Below are 22,651 nucleotides of genomic sequence, written 5' to 3'. Positions count from 1 at the left end.
AAGGTATTATAAATCTCGCTTTTTTAATAATCTATAGGATAAAAAGATAAATAAGGCAGTCCAACATAGCACGATAGCTATTTCATGCCAATGCACAGCATAGTCGTACATTAAATCTGCTTTGTCAGGAAACTTAGTCATCATGACTCTTTGAAAAGGTTGGTCTATAAGTTTATACATGGATTTTAAAGGGAAAAAATTCTGAATTTTCTCAGCCACATCCATGTTGGCCTGCCAAGATATAATTCCAAAAGCAATCCATTCTAAAATATATAAAATGAACAAAAAAGCCAATGCAAAAGCTGAACGTTTAACCAGCATACCAAAGAAAAGACATAAACTAAAAAAGCCTACAAGCTTAACAAAATAAGCAACAAGAAAATCAGTTTCTCTAATAATAATAGATGCTTCAGTATAACTTGAATAATATAAACCTATAAAAAAAGATGCTACTGCAATTAGCAATGTTGCAACAAGAGAAAAGAATACTATGGTATAAAACTTAGAGAGTATAAACTCTTTCTTGCTTAAGCCATCTATTAAATTTTGTTTTAAAGTTTTGTTGCTGTATTCGTTACCAATCATACTTACAACTACAATAGCAAAGAAGAATTTAAATTGAGATGCAAAGAAAGTGGTAATATGCCAAATAATTGGGAAATTAAAAATACCTAATTCACCTAATTCTAAAGTGAAAAATCCGAAGAAATTTATTTTTATAGATGATAGAATTAATACTGTAAATGGTAAAACAAAGGATACAAATATCAATATTTTACTGGTTCTGTTTAAAAGCAGTTTTTGTAATTCTAGATTTAAAAGTCTTAACATGAAATTGGTTTTGATTGGATGAATTAAAGTTTGTCTGTAAGTTGTAAAAATTGTTCTTCTAGACTTTCCTTACGTTTTACTAAATGAGATAATACAATGCCTTTTTCAAACATAAGTTTGTTAAAGGTTACAGCATCCATGGGTTCATTTAAAAAAGCAGTAATTATTTGATTTTCAACTTTTACAGTTCCAAAATCTGGATTCGATTCTAAATATGTTAAGAGCTGCTCTTGATTTTCGCATTTCAATTCAAAAAAGCCATGACTAGAAATCATTTCGTCTACACGACCAGAATAAAGTTTTTCACCTTTTCTTAATACAACCACGTGAGAGCACACTTTTTCAACTTCGTCTAATAAATGTGAAGCTAATAAAATAGTAGTGCCTTCTCCAGCAATGTCTTTAATTATTTGTCTAATTTGATGGATTCCTTGAGGATCTAAACCATTTGTAGGTTCGTCTAAAATTAAAATCTCTGGATCGTTTAATAATGCTGAGGCAATTGCTAAACGTTGTTTCATACCTAGAGAATACGTACTAAATTTATGGTCTTTTCTGTCTAATAAATTGACTATTTCTAGCTTTTCGTCAATTTTAGAATAATTCACACCTTTAATTTTACAAACAAGCTTTAAATTCTGTGCAGCTGTCATGTATGGATAAAAGTTTGGTCTTTCTATTATAGCTCCAACTTTTTTTAGTGCATTATGTGTAGAAACGGTTCCATTAAACCATTTAAAATCGCCAGTAGTTTTATTTACAACATTTAAAACAATGCCTAATGTAGTCGATTTTCCACTGCCATTTGGACCTAGAATACCATAAACATTTCCTTTGTTAATAGTAAAAGATAAGTCTTTAACAGCTGTTAAATAGCCAAATTTTTTAGTAAGATTATTGATTGATAAAATTGGTTCCAAATTGTTCTTTTGATTGAAACCGAAATTAGATTCGGTTTAAGTTAGTATTAATAAGACGAGAGTCTTTTAAAAATGTTACATCCATAAAAATAAAAGCTTAAATTTGATGAATTCATTTACTATGGAAGATTTAAAGATATCAAAAAAAAAGCCATCTTATCCAGTTAGTAAAAAATTACACCAATATCTCACAGAATATAACAGAAATATTAGGTTGCCTATTTTTTACGATGATTTGTTGCGTTTCCAAGGATCAATTGTCGTGTATGATAAAAACGATATAGATACACTTTGGATTCGTGTGTATTATAATGAATTTGAACGTGAAGAAATAGACTTAAGTCTGAAACGCGTTTACACTATTTTACATAGTGATGGAAACGAAAAAACCATTCCATTTTTAACCATCGATGCTGTCGATTATTGCACGTTTGGAAATTCTAAACCTTTTCGTGTAAAAGTTAGAAATATTTTAAACGATAACTTTACTTATTTTTATGTAAAAAAGGCTGATGCTTCCAGAGTTTATGGATTAGAATTAGAGCACATGCTTTCGCCATATAATTTGAATTTTCTGGTACATAAGGATACATTAATTGAAGAGCATATTGCTGGAATTCCTGGAGATGAGTTTATAAAAAACATGTTGCCAGATTGTAACCCTCTTGAAAAATCTCAAATTGCTAAAGAGTTTGTGAAATTTAATGAGCGTTGTACCATAAGGTTATTAGGTGATATGAGATCTTATAATTATGTTATTGTACCAACGCATGATTTTGATCAAGTGGTTTATAAAATTCGTGCTATAGATTTCGATCAACAGTGTTATGAAGGGAAGTTTAATATTTATAAACCTCAATTTTTTAAAGAAAACTTTAAAATGGTTGAGTTGGTTTCTGAAAAATTTCAAGCTGAATCCATAGACCAATATAAACTTGAGGAGCGTTCTATTATGGCTAAACGTTTAATTAGCTATCATGATAGAATAGAACATTTAATAGATTGTATGAGAGCAGATATTATTTCAAAACCTGAAAATATTAAGCAATTAAGAAATAATATTTATGAGTTTACTTCAGATATCAATTTTAAGAAAAGTAAAACTATGGGAGACATTTTAAAGTATGCTCTGGATTTTGTTAAACGTAATTACGAAGATGTAAACATGAGGAATTTTTATTAATTCCAGTTTTCATCAAAATCTAAATTATCGTAATCATCAATATCTAAATCGTCTTCAAATTCGTTAAAATCATCAAAACTTTCAGCTTCAAAAGATTTTTCTGGAGCTTCATCTGGAATTTGACCATGAACAAACATTAAGTTTGGATAATCTGTGCCTTCGGCTTCTTCAACAATTTCAGCAAGTTCAACTAAAAAAGTCCACATGCTTAGAAAATCGTATATATAAATCAACCTAGTTTTAGCCTCATGTGTTACATCATTAATTGTTGTATCACGCATTAAACGAACTTGATTTGCAACTTCGCTCATATCAAATAGAGAAATTTCTTCACCTTGATTCCATTCGTCATCACTTAAATAAAAAGATGCCATTTCGCTACCTTCAAAACCAAAAGATTGTGTAATGGTATTGTGAAAATCTTCTAAAGTGTCTGTTTCACGAATTTCAATATCTCTAAAAATATCACCTTCAGAGTCGTGGTCAAGTATAATTCTAAATCTGTAAATCATTTTGCAAAGATAAGTTATTTTCGATTATTTACTAAAACGATGCAAGGTAAAAGTCATAGCTGAAAGCAAGAAAAAAGCACCTACTTGATGAGCAACACCTAACCATAATGGAACCTGATAAATAATAGTTAAAACACCTAATAAAAATTGAATACCAACCAGAAAAAATAAGCTATCAACAGCTTTGTTTTGTAGCTTGGTAAGTGACATTTTTTTAGCCTGAAACCAAATAATTAAAATAAAGATTACAACTATATATGCAGCTGTTCTGTGAATAAACTGGATGCCACTTGGGTTTTCTATTAAGTTTTTATAAAATGGTTGAAGAATATAAACTGTTTCGTGCATAAATTTACCTTCATTCATAAAAGGCCAATGATTATGAAGTAATCCAGCTTTTAATCCAGCGACAAAAGCACCATAAACTATCTGAAAAATTAAAACTAGATAACTTATAATAATTAGATTCCTAAATTTTTTATCGATTATTTTTTTCTCTGGAAATATTAAATCTAAAGCCACCCAAAGTGTCGCAGCAAAAGTTAAAAAGGCAGTTGTTAAATGCGCAGCTAATCTAAAATGACTAACATCTGGCATATCTACCAAACCACTTTTAACCATATACCAACCTAAAAAGCCTTGGAAGCCTCCAAGTACTAAAAGAACAATACACTTTTTAATGGTTTTTTTTGTGAGCTGTTTAGTAGCTATAAAATATAAGAATGGGATTATAAATACGATACCAATTAATCTACCAATAACTCTATGAAGCCATTCCCAAAAATAAATACCTTTAAAATCTTCAATAGTAAAATGTGAATGTAGTTTTTGAAACTCAGGATATTGTTGGTAAAGCTCGAATGCTTCTTGCCATTCTGCTTCTCCAATAGGAGGAATGGTTCCAGTAATTAATTTATAATTAGAAATAGATAATCCAGAATCTGTTAATCTAGTAATACCACCAATTATTACCATGATGAATATTAATATGCAACCAGTAAGTAACCAATAGATTACTTTATTATTGTCTTTTCTCATTTTTGATTAAATATTTTTTGAAAACAAATACTATTATCAACATTTTTATATTGGCCATAACTTGGGATAATAGTATACTTGTTTTTTTTGTAAAACTGAACTGCTTCAACTTGTCGAATTCCTGTTTCTAAAATACAAGCCGAATATTTTAATTCTTTAGCCCAATCTTCTAATGCGTTTAAAATTTTGGTTGCAATACCTTGTTCTCTAGTTTCAGGAAGTGTAAACATGCGTTTAATTTCTACAGTATTAGAATCAAATTGTTTAAAAGCACCACAGCCAACAGGTTTGTTATTTAGATATAAAACTATGGTGTTTTTTAAAACATCGATGTTATTAAACTGATTGTAAAAAGCATGCTCTTCACCATCTGTTATTTTTAAGTAATCATCTAGTTGTTTTACTAGAGAAACAAAATCTTCGTTTTCTGAATTTGTTCTAATAATTTCTAACATGATTACTTACTAACTTTTAAACCTAATCGTTCTCCTTCCCTTAGCATTAATTGGTAAGCTGCTTCATACTCATTTGGAATTTCACCTTCAAGTATAGCTTCTTTTATGGTTTCTTTAATCATGCCAATTTCTTTTGAAGGTTTTAAGTTAAAAGTTTCCATAATAATTTCACCTGAAACAGGAGGTTGAAAATTTCTAACATGATCACGCTCTTCAACTTCAACAATTTTCTTCCGAACAAGTTTAAAGTTGTTATGGTATTTTTTAAATTTATTAGGATTCTTTGTGGTAATGTCTGCTTCGCAAAGTGTCATTAAATCTTCTACATAATCTCCTGCATCAAAAACTAATCGTCTTACAGCAGAATCTGTTGTCATATCTTCTGCCAAGACAATAGGACGCGAACTCATGAGCACCATTTTTTGAACAAATTTCATCTTATCATTTAAAGGCATTTTTAAACGCTTGAATATATGATATACCATTTTTGAACCTTGAAACTCATGTCCATGAAACGTCCAGCCAATTTTTTTATGAAATTTTTTAGTAGGTGCTTTTCCAATATCGTGTAATAAGGCAGCCCAACGTAACCAAAGATTGTCTGTGTTTTCGCTAATATTATCGACTACTTCTAATGTGTGATAAAAGTTGTCTTTATGTCTTTGACCTTCAATTTCGTCTATGCCTTTTAAAGCTGTTAACTCAGGTAAGATGTAATCTAATAATCCAGTGTCTTCTAGAAGTATAAAACCAATAGAAGGCTTTGTGCTTTCCATGATTTTATGTAATTCTACAACAATTCGTTCTTTAGTAATTATTTCGATACGCTGCTTGTTATCTGAAATAGCTTTTAAAGATTTTGACTCTATTTTAAAATTTAATTGGGTAGCAAAACGTATGGCTCGCATCATACGTAACGGATCGTCGCTATATGTAATATCTGGATTTAATGGTGTTCTAATAACTGAATCTTTTAAATCTTGAATGCCATTAAATGGATCTAAAAGGTCTCCAAAATGTGATTCGCTTAAATCTAATGCCAAAGCATTAATAGTGAAATCGCGACGATTTTGGTCGTCTTCAAGTGTGCCATTCTCAACAACTGGATTTCTACTGTCTTCGTTATAGCTTTCTTTTCTGGCACCTACAAATTCAATTTCAATATCTTCAAAACGCAACATGGCTGTTCCATAAGTTTTAAAAACTTGAACTTTTGGTTTGTTAGGTAAATTTTTAGCAACTTGTTTGGCTAATTCAATTCCAGAACCTATAGCAACAATATCGATGTCCTTTGCAGAGCCACGTTGTAAGATAAAATCACGAACAAAACCACCAATAACATAAGCATCAAGCTGTAGTTCTTTTGCAGATTGCGAAATAATCTTAAATATTGGGTGATTTAATGCTTGTTTGTAATTCATATTTGATTCAAATTCCAAAAAATAAAAACGAAATTCCAAAACGTCTATTATGGGTTTTGGTACTCATTATATGTTTGGATAAATTCTTTTCTTACTCTTATGTTTTATAGCCACGAATACACGAATGTTTTTCTTTCTTACTCTTACTCTTACTCTTACTCTTACTCTTACTCTTACTCTTACTCTTACTCTTACTCTTACTCTTACTCTAATGTGTTTCTTTTTATTTTATAAAACAATTCTTTTATGATCTAGTAAATCTTTGTGAAAATTTACTAAAATAGCTAGTTTACAATTGGATACTTTTAAATAATTCAAGCATTGTGCTAAATGTTTATCATTTAAATTTTCAACAGATTTTATTTCTAATATAATTGTGTCAAATACTACGAAATCTGCATAAAATGTATGTGGAAGTACAATGTTTTTATAATTGATTTTAAATTCTTTTTCTCTTTGAAATGGAATATCCAATGTTTTGAATTCGTATTCCAAAGCATCTTTATAAACAATTTCAGAAAAACCACTTCCTAAATTATTGTAAACATCAAATAAAGCTCCAATTATGGAATAACTTTCTTCTTTATATAAAATGTTAGACATTATTATTCGTGTATTCGTGGCTAAACTATTTCCTGATTACTTGTACTTTCCCATCGTTACCCAATTTAATAATTGATGATGGTTTAGCACCTATTTTTTCATCCGGCAAATTTACAACATAGTCCACACCTTTTAAAATGTCTTCATGTATTTCTTTAAACGATTTTGGCGTGGCTTGTCCACTAATATTTGCTGAGGTAGAAACAATAGCTCCATTAAATTTTCTAAGGAGTTGAAAGCAAAACTCATGATCTGGAATTCTAATGGCAATGGTGTTGTCTTCAGCAATTAAGTTTTTCGCTAAATTTTGAGGTTCGTCGTAGATAATAGTAATTGGATTGTCTTCAATATCCATTAAATCGAAAGCAGCTTCAGGTATTTTTTTAATATATTTTTTTAGCATTCTATCGTCTGCCACTAAACAAATTAAAGCTTTGCAATCTTTTCGTTGTTTGAGTTTGAACACGTTTTCAATAGCTTCTTCATTAGTAGCATCACAACCAATTCCCCAAACTGTGTCTGTAGGATAGAGGATAAGTCCTCCTTGTTTTAAAACGTTTAAAGCATTATTTAAAATTGTATTATCGACCACAATAATATTTATTTTGAAAAACTTTTAATAATATCATCTCTTAATTTAAGATGAACTTCTTTGTTTTTTATTGAAGCTTTTAAAAATTGTTTTTGAAGTTCATCTTCTGGAGTTTCTTCAATTTGCTTAATGGTAAACGTATGAAACAATTCTATTAATCCAGATAAACGACTTGTGTCTCTCTCAGGATGAATAAAAACTACAGGAGTACCAAAAGCTAGACAAGGTAAAGCTACGTGAATTCTGGAGGTTACAACTAATTTGGCTGCTGCATATTTTGCTAGAAGGCTTTTAGCTATTTCAAATTTTTCTTCATGTGTTGTTGCTTGAAAGTTTTGATTTGATATATAAATAGCATTTTTCCTAAGCTGATTTGGAACTAATTTTTTAATTAATTTTCTAGTCTTCTTTTTAAATAGTTTTTTCTTTACTTTTTTAATGAAGATTTTATGAGGATTACGAATTTTTTTCCATGGAATTTTTTGGCCTTCGTTAATAACATCATTTTTATGTGAAAGAATATCGCAAAAAATAACTTCAGCTTTTTCGTCTTTTAAATATTTTTCTTTCTCTAAAGTTAGTGTTAAACAACCAGAGAAATAGGCTTCTACACCTTTGTCTTTTAAGAGTTTTTCTGTGAATTTATCTCGACATCCAATGGGTTCATGTTTTTTATAATAAGCAATAGATTTTTCATTTGTCATTAATCTTTTTGCATGATTATTAATATGAAACGAAATAAATTTAGGAGTCACGTGTCCACTTGGAGGCCAGTTTTCAGGATGGTGCATAAACCAACCGTTTAAAATAATATATAAATCTTCAGAAACTTTATCGAGTTTTTCTCTACTTACTAACCTATCAACTTGAGGTAAGAAGCGTTTGGCAGCTAGACTTTGAATGTAATCTCCAATGTTAGATTCTTTATCTCGATATTTAAGTAGGCCATATTTCATTTTTTGAATGTATTTTAATTATTTTTAGGCTTATATAACATAAAATCAATATAATTTAGTGTTGATTTATATCGTTAAAATTTAAAGAATCTTATTATGTTGTATACTTGCAAAAGTATATAAAAAAAACAAGTATGGCATTACCTATTATACAATCGTTATGGGTTGGTGGAGAGCTTTCGTTAATCGAACAGCTATCTATTTCATCATTTATAAAAAACAATCACGAGTTCCATTTATATACTTATGGAGAAGTAAAAGGAATACCAGAAGGAACGATTGTAAAAGACGGAAATAATATTATTCCCGAAAAAGATATTTTTACCTATTGTGGAGGTAGTTATGCAGGATTTGCTGATTGGTTTCGTTGGGAATTATTATATAAAGAGGGAGGTTTTTGGGTTGATACAGATATGATTTGTCTAAAACCATTTGATTTTGATGCTGATTTGATTTTTGGTTCTGAAAGTATAGATTTAGTTTGTCCAGCAGTTTTAGGATTTCCTCCAAAACACGAAATAAGCAAATTTTTGAAAGATAACTGCGAAAATCCAAATGCGTATTTGCCTTATGATAGAACGAAAACGAGACGGAAAAAATGGAAAAGAAGAATGTTAGGAAAAGGTAGAGAAGACATGGAATGGGGAGAAACCGGAGGTCCAGAAGGATTTACAAAAGCTTTAGACTATTTTAAAGTTCGAGACAAGGCCAAACCATTTGTTTTTTTCTTTCCAGTGCATTTTTCTAATTGGCATACAGTTTACGACGATACCTTTAAAAATGGCATGGAATTTTTTGCTGATACGTATGCCATTCATTTATGGAATGAAATGACAAGAAGGGAAAAAGATTTTAATAAGAATGCCACTTTCCCAAAAGATTCTTTAATCGAGCAGCTTAAAAGAAAATATCTTTAATATACTTTATTAACAGAACGATTCTTACTAGAATTGATTTTGAGGGCTTTTTGGAAAAGTACTTTGCTTTTTATTTTTCTGAAAAATTTTGAAGAGTTAAAATAACGTAAAAACTTTAAGATGTTATTAGGCTCAAGTACCTCAGCTATTTTAAAATGATAATGCAAATCTTCAAACGAAAAGTCTAATATTTGACTGTGTCTGTTGGGTTGAATATTATCAAAACAAGTTTTTATTTTTGGAGTAGCCTTTTGTTTATCCTGCTTGTTTAATTTCTTAAAACAATGTTGAATCGCTTTTATTTTTAAATGCGTTATGTAAATAGATGTTAACTCTGTAGAATCATTTTTATAATACGACTCATTAATAAATTCAATAATCTCTAGATAAGATTCTAAATTTCGAATCCCAAAATTGTTTGTAATAGAATTTACATTAGCTACATTATAATAATAGGTAGTTTTGTCGTTAAAAATAATAGCTCTTGCATGAAAGAGAGTTTCGAAAAACCATAGTTCGTCTTCATGTAGAATCCCTTTTTTAAAGATTAATTTATGTGTGTCTAAAAACTCTTTTCTATAAAGTTTGTTCCACGCCACGCATATAATCGGGTTTTCTACAACCAGTTTTATTAATTTTTTGTTCTGATTGTTAAGCTTTTTTAGTGGCTGTGAATAATGCTCTAAAAAATCAGCAATCTTATTTGTTTGTCCTTGAGTAATAGCATTTTTACCAATAACAATATCAATGTCATCTTCAACTAACGATAGTAAATTATCTAATGTAATTGCGTCTAATAAATCATCTGAATCAAAAAAATAAACAAATTCCCCTCCAGCTTTTTGTAATCCAGTATTTCTAGCACCAGAAAGACCTTGGTTGTCTTGATAGAAATATTTAAATCGAGAATCTTTTTTTAACCAAGCATCAATTTCTTGTTTGGTCCTGTCTTTGCTTCCATCATCTATTAAAATACATTCCCAATTACCATATGTTTGAGCATAAATACTCTCTAAGCTTTTATTAATAAAAGCTTCAACATTATAGCATGGAACAATAATTGATACTAATGGATGAGACATTTTTAGAGTTGATTTTAACTTAAAAATCAAAAATAATTTATTCTCATTAAACAAATGGAAATTGAAGGAAAACTTTATTGGTAAATACTTATTTTCGCATTACAAAGGAAGATTAAGAGCAAAATCTAATATATATGTCGTTTTACAAAGACTTACGATTAAAATATAAAAATCACCAACTTAAAGTTGCTTTAAAAAAAGCCAATAAAGTTTTCGATTTTTCAAAGATTGCTTACTCTAAAAAGAATGTCCTTATTATTGATTCAATTATTCCGGAATTCGATAAAGATTCAGGATCTAGACGCTTACACAAGATTATTCAGATATTAATTAAAAATAATTTTGGTGTTTTTTTAGTTGCCGATAAAAAAGAATATAAATACAAAACAGAATATGTAAATCATTATAAGAATTTAGGTGTTGTAGTGTATGAGCCATCTATTGATCAAAATGGAAATTTTATTACTGGAGAATCCTTTATTCTAAATATTTTAGAAAAAATAGATTTTGCATGGCTGCATAGAGCAGACGTATTTAAAGATTATGTAGATCTGGTATCTGCTAATAAATCTATTAAACTAATCTATGACATGGTCGATTTTCATTATTTAAGATTAGAACGTGAATGGGAAAAGTCTAATGATAAAAAGATTAAAAAGGAAGCGGATAAATACAAGTATATTGAAGTAGAAAATTGTAAAAAAGCAGATAAGATTATTACTATCTCTGATGCAGATAAACTGGCATTAAATGAGTTTTATTCTAATGACGATAAGATGCTTACCATAAGCAATGTTCATCAACATAAAGGTATAAAGCAAAAACTTTTAGAGCAAAGATCAGGATTGTTTTTTGTTGGAGGATTCTCGCACAAACCCAATGAAGATGCTGTAAGTTTTTTATATCACGATATCATGCCTTTGGTATGGAAAGAAAATAAAAATATTAAAGTTACTATTGTTGGAAGTTATCCTACTAAAGAAATGTTAGCTTTAAATTCAGAACGATTTTCTGTTCTAGGTTATGTTGAAGACATCTCTCATTATTTTAATATTTCTAGAGTTTTTGTAGCGCCTTTACGTTTTGGTGCTGGTGTAAAAGGAAAGATTGGTCAGAGTTTAGAATTTGGTTTACCAGTAATTACAACTGAAGTTGGTGCAGAAGGATTTGATTTTGGAGTACATGCATCAGCTTTAATAGATAATACTGCACAAGGTATGGCAGATAAAATTCTAAAACTATATGAAGATGATGCCTTATGGATGAAAGTTAGTGATGCTTCGAAAGACATATTGGAACCTTTTTCAGTAGATAATATTGAAGCTAACGTCCAGAAAGTTTTAAACGATTTAAGTAACTCTTAAACAATTAAGTGATATTTTTTTTACTTGCAACAGTAGCAAATTGTGGATATTTCATATCCATTCCTGAGAAAAGAAGTGGAATATTGACTAAAAATGGTTTTAAAGATTTTCCACCATTAATTCCAATGTTTTTTTCAACAACATAACCAGCATTTTCATACATGTTACTTATGCTTTTATAGGTAAAAAATCTTAAATGTGTTCTGTCTAAAACTCCTTCATCTTGGTATTCCCAATCTTTTTTAAATAACAATTTTAAAAAGGTTCTATGATATCTTATGTTTGGTATGGAGCTAATTATTTTGCCATCGTCTTTAAGCTTCTCTTTCATAATTTCTAAAACTGAATAAGGATCTATAAGATGTTCTAAAACATCATTAAAAAAAATAGCATCAAAGTATTTAGAAGGTAATTCATCAATAGCCAATTCGCAAGACTTAGTTATAACCTTATCCAATGCTTTTTTTGCATTATCTGAAGCATGCTCTAAAGGCTCTATTCCCCAAACTTCGGCTGAAGTTTTAGATTTTATAAGATTGCCAAAACCACCATTACTACAACCAACATCAAGAACATATTTTGCATTTTTTGGAAGGAATTGAAGCATTTCCATTCGTTCATTTTCAAAATAATCATCTGGTTTGTGATTGTAATCTATATCCATAATTAATAAGTATGGTTTTATTTAAAAATGAATCTGTTGCTTTTGTTTCAAGGATTCAGATAAATGTACGCCTTTTAAAACCAATGGCAACATAAACCATTTCTTTGGTTTTATTAAAAATGTTAAACAATAATATAATCTTATAAAAGCATATTTTAAATATGGATAATTCTTTTTAATCACATAGAAATAAGACAATAATCCTTCTTTACTAATTGCTTTCGACATTCCAGTACTAACACCTTGGTAATGGGTTATTTTAGCTTTAGGTACCAAGACACTTTTATAATTTAATTTATTTATTCTATAGCATATATCCATCTCTTCGAAATACAAAAAGATATTTGTATCAAAACCACCAACTAATGCAAATACATCACTTTTAAAAAACATAAAAGCACCATTTACATAATTAACAGTTATTGGATCTGTGTATTCTTTTTTACGTTTTGGATGTTTTTTAGAAAAATTCTTCTCCAAAAAACTACGTCCAAAAATAAGTTTTCTAATGCCTTTATTATGATCAAATGAGACCACATGTTTTCCATATTCATCATAATTTTGTGCAGTAGAAACACCAATTTCTGGATGCTCTTCCATATAATCATGTAGAATAGACAAGCAGTCGTTTTGTAAAAAAGCATCGTTATTTAGAAACAAAAGATATTTGGCATGAGCAAATTGAGCACCAAACATATTGCCTCCACCAAAGCCAGTATTTATAATGCTTCTATAAAGTTTTACTTTATTTGATTCTGGTAGACTTTCTATTAAAAATGAATAATCTTCAGACTTAGAATTGTTATCTACAACAATAATTTCGATATCTAATTTAGGGTTTGTTAATTTTAATACAGACTCCACACAACTAATTGTATAAGATGCTGTGTTGTAATTAATAATGATTACCGAAATATCCTTCATGTATAGATTTTAATGAAACAAAGCTACTAATTTTTATTCAGCAAGTTGTTATAAAAGACTTCTGTAAACTTCAATATACTGCTTGGCAGTATTATCCCAATTAAAACTTTTTGCTCTTTCAATATAGGCAGTAGCATAAGTTTCTTTCTTATTAAGATATTCATTCATACCATTGTTAAAGACGTTTGCCATATAATCAGATTCGTAATGATCCCAATAAAAAGCATGTTTTCCACCAATCTCTGGTAAAGAAGTGTTATTAGACAGGAAAACTGGTTTTCCAAAACGCATGGCTTCAATTGGTGGTATACCAAAACCTTCACGAAGCGAAGGAAAAACAAAAGCTGTACAATTTTTTAAATAATATTGCTTGTCTAAATCTCCAATTTTACCAGTAATGAAGACACGATTCTTTAAATTTAAAGACTCAATGGTGTTTGCTAATTTTCCTGAAGCATAAGAGGTTTCATTATTTCCAGATAAAACCAAGTCGTAATCTGGCAAATGCGAAAGCATTTCTACAAGTGTATGAAAGTTTTTGCGTTCGGTAAACTCGCCAATACTAAATATAAAAGGTCTAGATGTAGTGAGCTTTGGATTGTGATTTTCAGGTAACGTAATCTCTGCAATAGGATTGCCATTATAAATTACATACTCTGGAACACTTGGTACTTTAAAATGAGCATGTGTAGAGGTTTTAGCAAATTCTGAAATGTATGTTATAGCTGAGCTTCTGTTTAGTTTCTCCTGAAATCTAATATTCACTTCATGATCCATGTCTTTAGAAACTTCATCTATAAAATTCACATCATGAACTGTCAAGATATAAGGAATGTTATGAAATGGTTCAATTTTGATATTCTGGTTTAAAGAATGCCAAACATCGTATTTTTTTCTAATTCTTAAAGCAGGATATCTTCTAAAAGAAAAGTATTTTTTATAGTTGAAGAAGCTGCCAAATTCATCTTTTAATTTAGAAGCATCTTTAACATGTAAAGTCATTTTAAAATCATCTGGATTGGCATGATACAATCCTTTTATTAGATGGTAATTGAATTGTCCAAATCCGAAGAATTGATTTTTAATGTTATGAGATTCTAAAAATATATTTGGCATAACAATCAATTAATTTTTCTATACATCAACCAAAGTTGAATATAACGTTTAAATACTGAAAAGGCATTGATATAGGCTAAAATAAATCCTTCTTTACCATCTAAAATACCACCTCTTAAAAAGTATTGATGCATAAACCTGTACCAAGGTCTAAACAGGAAATGATACATGTTAGGACGTACATTTTTTTCGAATAATTGCTCTGCTTGTAGTTTGCTATATTGACTTAATTTCTGATTGTAACTATCAAAATCCTTATAGGTATCATGATCTGAAGTGTTTTTTAAAAGACCTGTTTTTTCTGAAGTTTCAATGGTTTCATGAACCGAATTTCCGTTGTATTTACAGAAATTCTTATTAAATAACCTGATAACTTCATCTGTTTGAAAACCACTATATTTTAAGCGTTTACCCATAAAAATAAAGTTGCGTTTTACTTTATAGGCTTTCAATGGATTTTTAGAATTTACTGTAGAAACTATTTCCTTTGCTAGAGATTCTGAAATTTTTTCGTCTAAATCGAAAAACACAACCCAGTCGTTTTTAGCTAGAGAAATAGCATGATTTTTTTGTGCTGAAAAATTATCAAATGCTCGTTGCACAACTGTTACCTTATGTTTTTTTGCTAGAGCAACCGTTTGGTCTGTACTAAAAGAATCTACAATAATAATTTCGTCGGCAAAAGACAGGCTCTCAATGTAGCTTTCAATGTTGGATTCCTCGTTGTAGGTTATAGCTAAAGCGCTTATCATTTATAAAATTTCAGATTTATCAAATATATTGCTAATGCCTTTATATATTTGTGTCAAAAGTAATCAATTTACATAGATTTTTTTCAATAATAACAAGCAATGCCTAAACTACCTGTTTTAATGTATCATAGTGTGAGTGCGAATCTCGAAGAGAGTCAAGGCTTAACTATTGCTGTTTCAAAATTGGAAGAACAATTTGCTTTTTTAAAGGAAAACGGTTATCAATCACTTCATTTTAAAGATTTTCAGGATATAAAAGGTCTAGCAGATTTCCCTAAGAAAGCCGTTATCATTACGTTCGACGATGTATATGTAAATCAGTTGGAAATGGCTTATCCGTTGCTGAAAAAGTATGGTTTAAAAGCCTGTTTTTATGTGCCATTTAAATATGTAAATGGTGTGGATTCATGGAATACAGATGAAGAAAAAATTATGTCTGTTGAACAATTACAAATTTTAGATTCTGAAGTTGTCGAGCTTGGTTTACACAGTTTTTCACATAATAAATATGATGAGATGACTCTTGAAGATATCCAGATAGATTTTGATTTATGTAAAAAATTTATAGTTGAAAACCATTTAGAAGTACATAATACATTAGCTTATCCTTACGGAAAGTATCCAAGAAAAGGAGAAGAGAAACAAACATTTATTAATTTGTTGCATAAAAATCAAATAGCTTATGGTTTGAGAATTGGAAATAGAGTAAATACATTTCCATTTAAAAATAACTACGAAATTCAGCGATTAGATATTAAAGGAGAAGATAGTCTAGCTACTTTTAAACGAAAATTGAAGTTTGGAAAACTTTTTTTCTAAAACCTATCTAATACCTTTTTGAAGAAGCATAAGTTTTACATAACGAGAAAAAACGCCATAGGCATTAATGCTGGCAACTGCCAATCCTGGAATGCCATCTAGAAAACCACCACGTAAAACATAACTGCTAAAAAAACGGTAGAAAGGTTTGAATGCTATATGAAAATAGGTAGCTTTTTTACCTTTGTTTAAAAGCTGTTCGGCTTGAAACCAAGCATAACTGTCTTTTTTACTTATGTAATGCATCAAACCTTTGTATGTGAAATGTAAAACAGGGTTTTTAAGTTTCCCAACACTTCCTTCTACAATTAGTTTTTCGTGAACAGAACCTTCAAATCGACATTTTTCTCTAAGAACTAATCTGGTTACATGATCGCTATGATGGTACAAAAAACGATTCATATAAAAATGAGGAAAATTGAGCTTGTATCCAGCATGTTTCCCAGAATCCATAGCTTCAAGAATTTCTTGCTTTAACTTGTATGTAATACGTTCGTCACCATCAATAAATAAAACCCATTCTCCAGTAGCATATTGAAGTGCATGGTTTTTCTGATTGGAAAAATTATCGAATTTTCTGCTTAATATTTTACAGCCAAAAGCTTCAGCTATCTCTACTGTTTTATCTGTACTTAAAGAATCTATCACAATAATTTCATCGGCAAAAGAAACCGAAAGAAGCGCATTTTTTAAATAGGCTTCCTCGTTATAAGTAGGAATGATGACAGATAGTTTTTTCATGGCAATTAAAGCTTCAAAGGTAATTATTATTTTGAACTAAAATCAACTCGTATATAATCAGATTCATCAGGTGGTCCAGCAAGAATTTGTATATAAGGTTTTTCAGACATTGTCATGATAGTAGATGCAAAGGTAAACCCATAACCATTGTTATTATTTGTTCTACAAACAGGGTTGTTTTTATCGTCTTTAGAGCGCAAGGCATCCATTATCTGTTGATCATTAATTTCTTCACTATTTGCCATTCTAGTTTCAACAGCATTAAATCTTAAATGGCTATTTGTCTTTTTAGGTTTTTCTTTTTCTTTTAAATTAGGATTGAACTGATTGTGCCAAGATTTTACATCATCATTTACAATAGGATGGTTTGTATGGTAAACTGTACCATTTTCATTTAAGGGGTTATATCTAACGACTTTATTTGCAGAAGCTTCAAAATCGTAAACTTCACCTTTTATGCCTAAGATATAATTTTGTCCTGAAGCGTGATTTACAGTTTGGATAAAGGATAATAAATCTTCTTTATCTGTGGTATTTATAATGCGCCTAACAACAAATGCCACAGGTAATCCTGAAGCAGAAGCATTTAATTCCATAAGCGTATTTACGCAGACACCAATGCCATCTTCATTCATACCATTTAATGCAATTAATCCAGGATGTGTTAAAATTAATTGTTCTGGACGATTTTCTATTCTTTTTAAACGCATGAGCACTTGAAAACCATCAGTATAATTTTCAAGATCCATGTTTTGTGAAATATAGCCTGGATTTCCATTTCTTGCTGGCACACCTAAACTACTACAATGATGGTTGTACAGATTGTCTAGATAAACCCAAAACTCATCGAGTAAATTCAAAACAAACACATCATTGAAATTTTGTTCAGAACCATCTGCAATTCCTTTTACTTCTTCATATAGGTCTGGTGTCCATTTTTTAATGGCTTCATCAAAATTAGCATATTCAAAGAACTCTGCCACAACTAAATCTGCATCTTTTTTTAATGCATTAGAAGTATTTTTTTTCCATGCACTAATAATGTCTCCAATTTCTTCTTTTAATTGTTTACCATGTTGTAAGCCAAGGTCATAACCACTTCCAGAAAGCGTAATTATTTGTAAATCTCTATTAGCTTGTTGTCCAAAACCTTCAAATGTTAAGAGTAATAATAATATAAATATATTTTTCATAATAATTTAGATATTTATGTTCGGTTAATTGTAAGTGAATTTTAATATTCCGTTTTTCCTATAGCGAGCTTTCCTCCAATATAAGCCATAGGAATATAAGCTCCAACAATATCAAGTATGGAGAACCAAGTAGGTGAAGGAAGCATCATAACACTGGTAATGCCACCTAATAAGAAAAAGGCACCAATTACTAAAGCGAATGTCATTTTTCGAGTTGCAGCAATTTTAGCTGCTATAAAGGCTCCAACAAGTGTTCCAAGAGCATGAGCTAAAAATGGAAATATAAAATGTTTGGGTTGAAACAAATGCATGGACTCTTTTAAACCTTCCATGGTTGTATTATCTACACCTTCTGGTGGTGGAATAATAGAGCCACTTATATTTATTAATCCCATATTGACAATGCCTCCAATAATGATTCCTGCAACTACTGCTAAAATGTTTTTTACTGTTGAATTCATGATTTTAGTGTTTTTATGTAGGAAAAGTTAGTTTCTGGTTTTGGTGACTTGAGGACTAAGATAGTAAAAGAATTGATGCTATAGATTTGAATAAATGTCAATTATACTTTGAATGATAAACTGTTTTATATAACAGCATCATTTTTTGATCGTAATATTTGTTGTCAATTTTAATGTAATTCTCTTGAACACCGTAAGCTTCAAAGCCTAATTTATTATATAGTTTTTCTGCATTTACATTATTTGTAAGTACATTAATTTCTATTTGCTCAATTCCTGATATTTTAAAGGCCTCTTCAATTGTGGCTTTAATAATATTTGAACCAATATGTTGTCCTTGATATTCTAGTTTTACATAGACCTGAATGATTCTGCCTCGATGTTTTGTTTTCTCACTTTCGTATCTATTAAAACCTGAAATTCCAACTAAGTTATTGTTGTTAAATGCTCCAATAATAAAATTATTTGTGTTTTGCTTTTCAATATGAGGTTGAAAGAATAAAACATCCTTTGCTTTTTCATCTTGATAATTAGAGCCAAAGTTTTCTGGAAAATTCTTCAAACATTCCAATCTAATCTCTCTATATGAGTTTGATTCTTTTGGTTGTAGTTTTCTGAATTGGATTTGCATGGATTATAATTGTTCTTGTTTCAGTTTTTTGTTAGCAACAGTTTCTACTTTTTTTCTTCACGCAAAATTTTTTCCATTTTACGACCTCTTGCCAATTCATCAATTAGCTTTTCCATACGTCTGCACTGTCTATACAATTCAAATTCATCCTCTATTTCTTCAATTCGATAACCACAAACCACTCCTTTAATTAAGTGTGCGTTAGCATGTATTTTAGCTTTTTGGAAAAATGTTCTAAAAGTTACTTTCTCTTCAATGAGTGCTTGTAATTTATCTTTATCAAAACCAGTGAACCATTCTATTACCTGATTCAGTTCTTCTTTTGATCTACCATTCTTCTCCAACCTAATCAAGTAAAGTGGATAAATGGAAGCAAATATCATATTGGCAACTTTTTCATTTTTTTCGGTAGTAACTTTCATTTTATATGATTTTTGTAAGGGTTGTTAACAGTTTTAAGCACCCAATTTAGTAAATACAAACCGAACCTGCCTGCTGGTAGGCAGGTAAAAAATCTGTAAGAACTTGGTAAGTAGGTAATTGCTATCTATAAAATATATACGTTAATGTTAACTGTATTTATTTCATTAGTTCTATTTGAAATTTTGTTGCGTCAAAGGCCATTTCAAGTCCTCTGATATTAGATTCCGATTTATTGTTTTCAAACAGTTTATTTAAGTATTCGGTTTGCTTAATCACATTGTCGTTATCTCTTTGGAAAATTTGATATTTCAAGAGAATTAAATTAGCCATAATAGTATCTGATACATTCAAATCACTTTCATTTAGAATTTCGTCTAAGGTGTTTTTTATTTCCATATCGTTCTCTGATAGTTCATCGAACAGATAAGCGTTGACTAGGTCAGATTTGGTCATATTTGAATAATCATTCTCATTAGACATATCTTTTCTATAGGTCATTTTGTTTCCATTAAGAAAATACCATCTCGTGTAGGAATCGTTCTCTATTTTTATTTCTTTCTCAAATATTTTTTCTTTCGTACTCCAGTTTGTAAATGCAATTAAAAGTTCCGTTCCGTCATCTTTCTTTAATAGTGCAAATCGAATTAAATAATTTTTTTTCCCAGGTTTTTCAATTTCAATATCTAACTTGTTTTCTAATGAAACATACTTTTTTAATGCATTTAGTATAGAGGAAACATCTTCTGGATTTGCTTCTGGAAATAAATTCTCTCTTAAAAATAAGTCGATATACAAATAATGGGTTAAATAAAAATCATCCACTTTTAGATAATTTGATTCATTAAGATTTTCTGATTTAATTTTTATTTTATCAGATTGAGCATATCCAATACTTGTTAATAAAATTAGCAACGAAACTATAAATATTTTTTTATGCATATTGTTTGTTTTTTTGTGTAAAGGGTTTTGTGTGTGTAAACAAACACGCACTTTTAAATTGGTTAAGCACTAAAATAGTATGTTTTATTACTCAGCTTTTTGTTATATAAAGTTTTCTATATTCCATTATTTATTTCTTGAATAAAGGCATTCTTTTTGCCAAGTACTTTAAAGTAATTTTATAGGCATCTTGAGTATTCCAAAAGGACGTATGGTCTTGACTAAAAATATTATCTCCTTTATCGTTGAATATATTCATCGTCATAGAAGTTGCATAATTCTGAGTTTTGGTTGATATAGAAGAGCCATAAGATTGACTTTTGCCATTATTTAAGGGATCTCCAATTAAATGTCCATTACTATCAACATAAGCCTTATTATTTCCTTTGTTTTTTGTGGTTTCAGAATAAGTATTGATATTTTGTTGGGTTGTTTTTTCAACTGAAACCATTCCTTGAATTACATATTCAACTCCTAAAATCGTACAGATTTCTCCCATAGTATACCCTTGAATATTATTATTAGTAACTCCTGCTTTAATTAATAACGCATTCGTGTCGTTAACACTTAAGTAGGTTAAACCTCCACGATGTTTATTTAAAAGCGCGAAAGTTTCAGTCTGTATTTTATTACTCATCACCTGATCTCCTGCCTGTTGGTCTTTAATATAAGCAAAGGGCAAAACGGCTACTTTATTATGATGGTCTTCCAGGCTTACATCATTAGAATTTCCTGGTTGATCAAATTTATTAAAAAATTGTACTCTCCCAGAAGCGAAGGTGATTTTTACAATATCACTTTGTTTCACTTTATAAACAATTGTTTCGTTTTTATAAATAAAGGATATAGTTTCCTCTTCAATACCTTTTACAGTTCCTTCCATTTCTTCGCCATTCGTTTTTAGAATGATGTCGAAGTTTTGTGCTATTGTAGAAATTCCGATACTCATAAAGAGTAAAAATAAGGTTACTTTAGTTTTCATAAACTTGAATTTTTTAGATTCATTTTGATTATTATTTATGGTTTAATTGTGTACAACACTTTTTTGTATGATTACGTTATTTATTTAAACCCTAAATTTAGCAAATACAAACCGAACCTGCCTGCTGGTAGGCAGGTAAAAAATCTGCGAGGATTTTCAGAAGTGGGCGAGTACTAGTAATGAATTATAAACGGATTGGCAAACGTTTTTATTTATTAATTGGTACTTTTTTACAATCTTCCCAACGATAGGATTTTTTCACTCCATTTTCTAAATAGGTCACTTTTGTTCCATCATAAGGACAAAATTCAAAAGGTATTGTCTTTCCGTTTTTCCAGATGAAGGCTTCTTGACTATAAGTTTCAGGATTAAATTTCATTTGTATTATGTTGTCAGGTGTCGTTTCGTCAAACACAACAGGGTTTTCTTTGTCAAAAACCGTGAATCCATTTTTAGTGACAAATAAATAATCAATGTCTTTTCCTGGTGTTTCTTGCCAATAAACAATTTCTTTAAACTTTTTACTTTCATTTGTGAAGGGCATTCCAGTTGTTAATTCTTTTCTTGCAACATATCCATTGGGTGTGTAATATTTAATTATTACGGTATCATTTTCTTGGGAAAAGGTAAAAGAATGGTGAAGTTTGTTCTCATAGCCATACTTTTTCCAAGTTCCAATGGGTTTCCTGTTTTTAAAAGCTCCAGTCTGTCTAACTTCACCATCCTCATCATAAACTTTAAATTCTGAATCAGTCAGACGTGCTTTAAATTGAATATAATTTTCATCATATTTATTTCACATTACTTTAATGGAATCCGGAAGTTGTTTGTCAACTTGACTGGACATCATTAAGTTGAACATTAGATTTTTAAAATCTCCTTTATTTGGAAGGTTTTTTGTTAATTCATAATCGTTTTCGGTTAGTTCATTCTCCGTTTTTGAATTAAAAAGTCCAATTTTTGCCATAAAATTAGTTGAGTCTAATTCAATAGCTTTTTTGAATTGAAGTTTAGCATCTTCTTTATTTCCTTTAAAATAGGATTCCCAACCTTTAATTTCCATTGAATAACTCTGTATCGAATCTATTTTCTGGGAATAGGAAATTTGGATTAAAAATAGGAATAATATAAA

Annotated in this window: 27 protein-coding genes; 4 read left to right on the top strand and 23 right to left on the bottom strand. The window is 29.7% G+C overall.

What is annotated here, in order from left to right; translation table 11 throughout:
- Window positions 1-6 precede the first annotated feature (6 nt).
- Window positions 7-831, bottom strand: coding sequence for an ABC transporter permease (locus tag LX78_RS12525; protein WP_109683006.1), 825 nt, complete (start codon window positions 829-831; stop codon window positions 7-9).
- Window positions 832-854: 23 nt separating this feature from the next.
- Window positions 855-1,751 (bottom strand): ABC transporter ATP-binding protein, encoded by an 897-nt coding sequence (locus LX78_RS12520; protein WP_109683005.1) that lies wholly within the window; start codon window positions 1,749-1,751, stop codon window positions 855-857.
- Between the two features lie 121 nt (window positions 1,752-1,872).
- Here LX78_RS12520 and LX78_RS12515 point away from each other — a divergent pair, with 121 nt between their 5' ends.
- The gene (locus LX78_RS12515; RefSeq protein ID WP_109683004.1) at window positions 1,873-2,934 is read left to right on the top strand and encodes a hypothetical protein; all 1,062 of its coding nucleotides are present in this window, start codon (window positions 1,873-1,875) and stop codon (window positions 2,932-2,934) included.
- Here LX78_RS12515 and LX78_RS12510 read toward each other — a convergent pair.
- From LX78_RS12510 to LX78_RS12480, 7 genes are all read right to left on the bottom strand, one after another.
- Entirely contained in the window at window positions 2,931-3,446 is a 516-nt protein-coding gene (locus tag LX78_RS12510; RefSeq protein WP_109683003.1) for an IS1096 element passenger TnpR family protein, read from the bottom strand. The genes LX78_RS12515 and LX78_RS12510 overlap by 4 nt on opposite strands.
- 24 nt (window positions 3,447-3,470) lie before the next feature.
- On the bottom strand, window positions 3,471-4,484 hold the full coding sequence (locus LX78_RS12505) for a COX15/CtaA family protein (RefSeq protein ID WP_109683002.1): 1,014 nt from the start codon (window positions 4,482-4,484) through the stop codon (window positions 3,471-3,473).
- Entirely contained in the window at window positions 4,481-4,939 is a 459-nt protein-coding gene (locus LX78_RS12500) for a GNAT family N-acetyltransferase (RefSeq protein WP_185117713.1), read from the bottom strand. Before LX78_RS12500 ends, LX78_RS12505 begins: the two co-directional genes overlap by 4 nt.
- A gap of 2 nt (window positions 4,940-4,941) precedes the next feature.
- On the bottom strand, window positions 4,942-6,360 hold the full coding sequence (locus LX78_RS12495) for a CCA tRNA nucleotidyltransferase (protein WP_109683000.1): 1,419 nt from the start codon (window positions 6,358-6,360) through the stop codon (window positions 4,942-4,944).
- Window positions 6,361-6,588: 228 nt separating this feature from the next.
- Window positions 6,589-6,963, bottom strand: coding sequence for a GxxExxY protein (locus LX78_RS12490; RefSeq protein WP_109682999.1), 375 nt, complete (start codon window positions 6,961-6,963; stop codon window positions 6,589-6,591).
- 25 nt (window positions 6,964-6,988) lie between these two features.
- Window positions 6,989-7,555 carry an L-threonylcarbamoyladenylate synthase gene (locus tag LX78_RS12485; RefSeq protein WP_109682998.1) on the bottom strand — a complete coding sequence of 189 codons (567 nt, stop codon included), beginning with the start codon at window positions 7,553-7,555 and terminating at the stop codon, window positions 6,989-6,991.
- Between the two features lie 8 nt (window positions 7,556-7,563).
- Window positions 7,564-8,511 (bottom strand): polysaccharide pyruvyl transferase family protein, encoded by a 948-nt coding sequence (locus LX78_RS12480; RefSeq protein ID WP_109682997.1) that lies wholly within the window; start codon window positions 8,509-8,511, stop codon window positions 7,564-7,566.
- A 134-nt stretch (window positions 8,512-8,645) separates the two neighbouring features.
- On the opposite strand from LX78_RS12480, the gene LX78_RS12475 reads away from it, so the two are divergent.
- Window positions 8,646-9,428 carry a glycosyltransferase gene (locus LX78_RS12475; protein WP_109682996.1) on the top strand — a complete coding sequence of 261 codons (783 nt, stop codon included), beginning with the start codon at window positions 8,646-8,648 and terminating at the stop codon, window positions 9,426-9,428.
- On the opposite strand, the gene LX78_RS12470 is transcribed toward LX78_RS12475, so the two are convergent.
- Window positions 9,425-10,510, bottom strand: coding sequence for a glycosyltransferase family 2 protein (locus LX78_RS12470; protein ID WP_109682995.1), 1,086 nt, complete (start codon window positions 10,508-10,510; stop codon window positions 9,425-9,427). The genes LX78_RS12475 and LX78_RS12470 overlap by 4 nt on opposite strands.
- A 134-nt stretch (window positions 10,511-10,644) precedes the next feature.
- Here LX78_RS12470 and LX78_RS12465 point away from each other — a divergent pair, with 134 nt between their 5' ends.
- Window positions 10,645-11,874 carry a glycosyltransferase gene (locus LX78_RS12465; protein ID WP_109682994.1) on the top strand — a complete coding sequence of 410 codons (1,230 nt, stop codon included), beginning with the start codon at window positions 10,645-10,647 and terminating at the stop codon, window positions 11,872-11,874.
- Between the two features lie 4 nt (window positions 11,875-11,878).
- Here LX78_RS12465 and LX78_RS12460 read toward each other — a convergent pair whose 3' ends face one another.
- The 4 genes from LX78_RS12460 to LX78_RS12445 are packed head-to-tail and all read right to left on the bottom strand — an operon-like array spanning window position 11,879 to window position 15,330.
- Entirely contained in the window at window positions 11,879-12,538 is a 660-nt protein-coding gene (locus tag LX78_RS12460) for a class I SAM-dependent methyltransferase (RefSeq protein WP_245881528.1), read from the bottom strand.
- Window positions 12,539-12,559: 21 nt separating this feature from the next.
- Complete coding sequence (locus LX78_RS12455; protein WP_109682993.1) at window positions 12,560-13,462, bottom strand: glycosyltransferase family 2 protein; 903 nt, start codon at window positions 13,460-13,462, stop codon at window positions 12,560-12,562.
- 48 nt (window positions 13,463-13,510) lie between these two features.
- Entirely contained in the window at window positions 13,511-14,578 is a 1,068-nt protein-coding gene (locus LX78_RS12450; RefSeq protein WP_109683123.1) for a glycosyltransferase family 4 protein, read from the bottom strand.
- A gap of 5 nt (window positions 14,579-14,583) precedes the next feature.
- Entirely contained in the window at window positions 14,584-15,330 is a 747-nt protein-coding gene (locus LX78_RS12445; protein WP_109682992.1) for a glycosyltransferase family 2 protein, read from the bottom strand.
- Window positions 15,331-15,429: 99 nt separating this feature from the next.
- Between LX78_RS12445 and LX78_RS12440 the strand changes: the two genes are divergently transcribed.
- Window positions 15,430-16,149: a polysaccharide deacetylase family protein gene (locus LX78_RS12440; RefSeq protein WP_170109852.1), complete on the top strand. Its 720-nt coding sequence runs from the start codon at window positions 15,430-15,432 to the stop codon at window positions 16,147-16,149.
- Window positions 16,150-16,152: 3 nt separating this feature from the next.
- On the opposite strand, the gene LX78_RS12435 is transcribed toward LX78_RS12440, so the two are convergent.
- The 9 genes from LX78_RS12435 to LX78_RS12395 all read right to left on the bottom strand — a co-directional run bounded on the left by LX78_RS12435 (window position 16,153) and on the right by LX78_RS12395 (window position 22,582).
- Window positions 16,153-16,890 (bottom strand): glycosyltransferase family 2 protein, encoded by a 738-nt coding sequence (locus tag LX78_RS12435; RefSeq protein ID WP_109682991.1) that lies wholly within the window; start codon window positions 16,888-16,890, stop codon window positions 16,153-16,155.
- Between the two features lie 26 nt (window positions 16,891-16,916).
- A complete protein-coding gene (locus LX78_RS12430) occupies window positions 16,917-18,083 on the bottom strand; it encodes a C45 family autoproteolytic acyltransferase/hydolase (protein ID WP_109682990.1) in 1,167 nt (388 codons plus the stop codon).
- A gap of 41 nt (window positions 18,084-18,124) precedes the next feature.
- The gene (locus LX78_RS12425) at window positions 18,125-18,544 is read right to left on the bottom strand and encodes a hypothetical protein (RefSeq protein WP_109682989.1); all 420 of its coding nucleotides are present in this window, start codon (window positions 18,542-18,544) and stop codon (window positions 18,125-18,127) included.
- Window positions 18,545-18,641: 97 nt separating this feature from the next.
- Complete coding sequence (locus tag LX78_RS12420) at window positions 18,642-19,175, bottom strand: GNAT family N-acetyltransferase (protein WP_109682988.1); 534 nt, start codon at window positions 19,173-19,175, stop codon at window positions 18,642-18,644.
- A gap of 44 nt (window positions 19,176-19,219) precedes the next feature.
- On the bottom strand, window positions 19,220-19,597 hold the full coding sequence (locus tag LX78_RS12415; RefSeq protein ID WP_109682987.1) for a DUF2200 domain-containing protein: 378 nt from the start codon (window positions 19,595-19,597) through the stop codon (window positions 19,220-19,222).
- A 157-nt stretch (window positions 19,598-19,754) separates the two neighbouring features.
- Window positions 19,755-20,537 (bottom strand): hypothetical protein, encoded by a 783-nt coding sequence (locus tag LX78_RS12410; protein ID WP_109682986.1) that lies wholly within the window; start codon window positions 20,535-20,537, stop codon window positions 19,755-19,757.
- A gap of 130 nt (window positions 20,538-20,667) precedes the next feature.
- A complete protein-coding gene (locus LX78_RS12405) occupies window positions 20,668-21,519 on the bottom strand; it encodes a hypothetical protein (protein WP_146192581.1) in 852 nt (283 codons plus the stop codon).
- 208 nt (window positions 21,520-21,727) lie between these two features.
- Window positions 21,728-22,063: a hypothetical protein gene (locus tag LX78_RS12400; RefSeq protein ID WP_109682984.1), complete on the bottom strand. Its 336-nt coding sequence runs from the start codon at window positions 22,061-22,063 to the stop codon at window positions 21,728-21,730.
- 252 nt (window positions 22,064-22,315) lie between these two features.
- Window positions 22,316-22,582 (bottom strand): hypothetical protein, encoded by a 267-nt coding sequence (locus tag LX78_RS12395; protein ID WP_109682983.1) that lies wholly within the window; start codon window positions 22,580-22,582, stop codon window positions 22,316-22,318.
- Window positions 22,583-22,651 lie beyond the last annotated feature (69 nt).

The sequence above is a fragment of the Xanthomarina spongicola genome, from assembly GCF_003148645.1.
GTDB classification, from domain to species: domain Bacteria; phylum Bacteroidota; class Bacteroidia; order Flavobacteriales; family Flavobacteriaceae; genus Xanthomarina; species Xanthomarina spongicola.
The sequence above is the reverse complement of the archived record's forward strand: the minus strand, read 5'-3'. Positions and strand labels throughout refer to the sequence as shown.

What these genes read in the sequence shown, in the direction of transcription:
- LX78_RS12505 (WP_109683002.1), bottom strand. Translation starts at nt 4,484, where the DNA reads ATGAGAAAAGACAATAATAAAGTAATCTATTGGTTACTTACTGGTTGC.
- LX78_RS12405 (WP_146192581.1), bottom strand. Translation starts at nt 21,519, where the DNA reads ATGAAAACTAAAGTAACCTTATTTTTACTCTTTATGAGTATCGGAATT.
- LX78_RS12440 (WP_170109852.1), top strand. Translation starts at nt 15,430, where the DNA reads ATGCCTAAACTACCTGTTTTAATGTATCATAGTGTGAGTGCGAATCTC.
- LX78_RS12525 (WP_109683006.1), bottom strand. Translation starts at nt 831, where the DNA reads ATGTTAAGACTTTTAAATCTAGAATTACAAAAACTGCTTTTAAACAGA.
- LX78_RS12420 (WP_109682988.1), bottom strand. Translation starts at nt 19,175, where the DNA reads ATGCAAATCCAATTCAGAAAACTACAACCAAAAGAATCAAACTCATAT.
- LX78_RS12515 (WP_109683004.1), top strand. Translation starts at nt 1,873, where the DNA reads ATGGAAGATTTAAAGATATCAAAAAAAAAGCCATCTTATCCAGTTAGT.
- LX78_RS12500 (WP_185117713.1), bottom strand. Translation starts at nt 4,939, where the DNA reads ATGTTAGAAATTATTAGAACAAATTCAGAAAACGAAGATTTTGTTTCT.
- LX78_RS12445 (WP_109682992.1), bottom strand. Translation starts at nt 15,330, where the DNA reads ATGATAAGCGCTTTAGCTATAACCTACAACGAGGAATCCAACATTGAA.
- LX78_RS12465 (WP_109682994.1), top strand. Translation starts at nt 10,645, where the DNA reads ATGTCGTTTTACAAAGACTTACGATTAAAATATAAAAATCACCAACTT.
- LX78_RS12435 (WP_109682991.1), bottom strand. Translation starts at nt 16,890, where the DNA reads ATGAAAAAACTATCTGTCATCATTCCTACTTATAACGAGGAAGCCTAT.
- LX78_RS12510 (WP_109683003.1), bottom strand. Translation starts at nt 3,446, where the DNA reads ATGATTTACAGATTTAGAATTATACTTGACCACGACTCTGAAGGTGAT.
- LX78_RS12430 (WP_109682990.1), bottom strand. Translation starts at nt 18,083, where the DNA reads ATGAAAAATATATTTATATTATTATTACTCTTAACATTTGAAGGTTTT.
- LX78_RS12400 (WP_109682984.1), bottom strand. Translation starts at nt 22,063, where the DNA reads ATGCCCTTCACAAATGAAAGTAAAAAGTTTAAAGAAATTGTTTATTGG.
- LX78_RS12495 (WP_109683000.1), bottom strand. Translation starts at nt 6,360, where the DNA reads ATGAATTACAAACAAGCATTAAATCACCCAATATTTAAGATTATTTCG.
- LX78_RS12450 (WP_109683123.1), bottom strand. Translation starts at nt 14,578, where the DNA reads ATGCCAAATATATTTTTAGAATCTCATAACATTAAAAATCAATTCTTC.
- LX78_RS12460 (WP_245881528.1), bottom strand. Translation starts at nt 12,538, where the DNA reads ATGGATATAGATTACAATCACAAACCAGATGATTATTTTGAAAATGAA.
- LX78_RS12470 (WP_109682995.1), bottom strand. Translation starts at nt 10,510, where the DNA reads ATGTCTCATCCATTAGTATCAATTATTGTTCCATGCTATAATGTTGAA.
- LX78_RS12480 (WP_109682997.1), bottom strand. Translation starts at nt 8,511, where the DNA reads ATGAAATATGGCCTACTTAAATATCGAGATAAAGAATCTAACATTGGA.
- LX78_RS12425 (WP_109682989.1), bottom strand. Translation starts at nt 18,544, where the DNA reads ATGAATTCAACAGTAAAAAACATTTTAGCAGTAGTTGCAGGAATCATT.
- LX78_RS12395 (WP_109682983.1), bottom strand. Translation starts at nt 22,582, where the DNA reads ATGGAAATTAAAGGTTGGGAATCCTATTTTAAAGGAAATAAAGAAGAT.
- LX78_RS12415 (WP_109682987.1), bottom strand. Translation starts at nt 19,597, where the DNA reads ATGAAAGTTACTACCGAAAAAAATGAAAAAGTTGCCAATATGATATTT.
- LX78_RS12490 (WP_109682999.1), bottom strand. Translation starts at nt 6,963, where the DNA reads ATGTCTAACATTTTATATAAAGAAGAAAGTTATTCCATAATTGGAGCT.
- LX78_RS12455 (WP_109682993.1), bottom strand. Translation starts at nt 13,462, where the DNA reads ATGAAGGATATTTCGGTAATCATTATTAATTACAACACAGCATCTTAT.
- LX78_RS12475 (WP_109682996.1), top strand. Translation starts at nt 8,646, where the DNA reads ATGGCATTACCTATTATACAATCGTTATGGGTTGGTGGAGAGCTTTCG.
- LX78_RS12410 (WP_109682986.1), bottom strand. Translation starts at nt 20,537, where the DNA reads ATGCATAAAAAAATATTTATAGTTTCGTTGCTAATTTTATTAACAAGT.